We start from the raw sequence: 2797 nt of genomic DNA, 5'->3' as shown, positions 1-2797 counted from the left end.
CGAGCGTGCGTCACGCTCCCGTTCACCGTGGTTACGGTTTGTGATTCTGCTCAGCAAGGCCTCGACCCTCTCGGAACTCCTGGGCGGGCTGACGTGCGGATGCTCTCCGTGGACGCCGCCAAACGCTCTCCTGCTTACTTCTAGGAGGTCGCCCTATAGTCCCTCGATACGGGGGCTCCGAGCCGGACGCGAAGTGACCGCGACCACAGCCGAACCGGGATCGCACCCCTGCCCGCCCCCGGTCGTTCGTCCTCGTCCGACCGTGGACGGCCAAGCAGCCCCCACGGTCGGACGGTGGCACCGGGTCACCGGTCAGGCCACGCCGCCCAGCACCGGGATGCCGCGGAGCACGGGCGCCACCGGCCTCGTCCGGGCGGGGATCCGGACGATCTCCCCGGTGAGGATCTCCTGGTAGGTGTTGGTGAGGACCGGGCTGGGATCGACCCCCAGCTCGTCCACCAGCAGCCGCCGCCCCTCGTTGAACAGGCTGACCGCCTCGGCCTGGCGGGCCGACCGGGAGAGCGCGACCATCAAGTGCGCGCGGAATCGTTCCTGCAGCGGGTAAGCCGCCACCAGGCCGGTGAGCTCCGCGATCAGCTCACGGTGCCTGCCGAGCGCCAGGTCGGCCTCGATCCGGGACTCGTGGACGGCGCGCCGCCGCTCCTCCCAGGCCGGCCCCTCGGTATCGGCCAACCACTTGGTGCCGTCGGCCAGGGCCTCCCCGTCCCACAGGTCCAGCGCCCGGCCGAACAGCTCGGCCGCCCGAGCCCACTGCCCGCCGTCCAACGCGTTCTGCCCGGCCCGGGCCAGGGCCTCGAACTCCACGTGATCGCACCAGACATGGCTCATGTCGATCCGGTAGCTCGAGCGCAGGCGGGTGATCGGGACGAGTGCGCCGAGGCGCTTGCGCAGCCTGGAGGCGTACGTGTGGATCTGCGCCCCGACGGTGCTGGGCGGCTCCCAGTCCCACAGCAGACGGGTCATCTGGGTGTCGGACAGCGGCCTCCCGTTGGCCAGCAGGAGCGCGGCCAGCATCGTTCGCTGCTTGACGCCGCCCAGGGCGTCCTCCTGGCCGCCGATGACGGCGCGGATCGGGCCCAGGATGCGGATCTGCACCTCTTCGCCCACGACGGGACCCTGAACGTCGGCACCTTCCATCGCCATCACCGGTCACCCAGCGGGCCGCGGGAGGGGATGCTTACCTCCCTGGACGCCGACAAAATCCTGACACTGGGCATGGCTGCCCGCGATCCTGACATGAGTCCCCCTGTGATCTCATTTGTCTATGGATGTCCCGCTTGACGACTCCCCCGACCGCGGCCACCTCCGGACACTTGACGGGGAGCGCGGCCCTGCGAGTCGGACGCAGGTACCACGAACGCCGAGGCGAAGCTTCAACAGAACAAACCGCCTGATGAAGTCTCAAACTTCGGACATCGGGCAGTCTTTTCCCTGATGCCGCGGTAAGTCAACTGGCGGTCGAGCGTAACACTGCACTACATCACAGCCGAGGTGAAATCCGTCCCCCTCGGAAGCGCGCGGGGCAATGTCGCCGGGACTCCGCTCCCGCACGGGAATGACGTGATGTGCGCACGCCAAATCAGGAAGGTTGGCGCGGCCTCGTCAATTCAGTCGGCCCGTGCGGGTCGGCACCCCGGCCACGGAACAAGCCCCCCCTGGGTCCGGTCGGCGGGCTTCCGACCATCCGTCAGATCGGTTGCGGGGCAACGGAGGCCGAGTGCGGCCGCCGGGCCGCCGGGCACCGTCCGCGGGCCGGCCGATCCCCGCGACCGCCCATGCGGCGACTGTGCCGGTCCGCCCACGGTCACGGGCGGACCACCGAGCGGTAGCCGCGCGGCCTGCGACGATCGCGCCCCCGGCCGTGCGCGGCCTCCGCGTCACCGAACCGTCGCGATGAGCGACCGCGGCGAGGCGCACCCACCCCGGCTGCCCCCACCCCGCAGGATCCGGTGCATCGCGGAGACCGCGCACCATGACTCCAGCCGCCGCTCGGACAGCAGCGAATCGGACAGCGGCGAAAACGGAACTCGCCGGCGGCCCTCACCCGGATTCTGGCGATGCCCCGGTCCGCGTGGATCGAATCCCCGCCAGGTCGAAGGAATCGCCGCCGGAAGCGGCAGCGGAAATACCGGGATCATCGCCGAACACGTTCGCGGGCCACGATTCGAGCCGCGCTCGCGTTTCGAATCGAGAGGGAATCGGCGCCCCCACGACTTCACGGCGGTCGCTGATTGCGAACCGACCGGTTCGGCACCTCCGAATTCGGGCGCCGAGGAAACCCGTAGAAGGTGTACGGCGGGAGGTCGCGCGACTGGATGGACCGTGTACGAGCATGCATTCCGGATACGGTGCGCCGGCCCGGAGCGGAAAGGGCGCGGCAATCGGCCGGCCGACGCGTCCACCCATCACGGACCCGCAGGTCTCAGCTGAACCAGGACCGCCCTCATCACGTCCCCGTCGGCGACGCCGCCCGCGCCGAGGCGTGCCCGCGGGAGCCGACGCGTCGTCACCACCCGTGCCGACCGCGCCGGCCGGGCCACCGGTGGCTCGCCGCGGGCGCCGGCGCCGCCCGGCGGACCCTGATCTTGTCAGGGGTTCCTCAGGGTTGAAATCAGGGACAGTCCTGAGGCGCGGACACCGCACGCGGCCCTAACGTCGGTACGACGGGCGACCGATGCCCTCGACGATGTCCAGGTGGAAAGGCGCGCGAGTGTTCCGGAACAAGGTGCTACCGGCAGGGGCTTCGGCCCCGTCCCCCGTCGGCGCGGAGGGGGCA

1 protein-coding gene is annotated in these 2797 nt (G+C 70.5%); it reads right to left on the bottom strand.

What is annotated here, in order from left to right; translation table 11 throughout:
* Positions 1 to 312: 312 nt before the first annotated feature.
* Complete coding sequence (locus ACZ7RU_RS36995; RefSeq protein ID WP_470345395.1) at positions 313 to 1128, bottom strand: AfsR/SARP family transcriptional regulator; 816 nt, start codon at positions 1126 to 1128, stop codon at positions 313 to 315.
* Positions 1129 to 2797: the final 1669 nt, after the last annotated feature.

This window comes from Kitasatospora sp. NPDC114501, from assembly GCF_055633695.1.
Note: the sequence above shows the minus strand (reverse complement) of the source record. Positions and strands in the feature narration are given on the sequence as shown.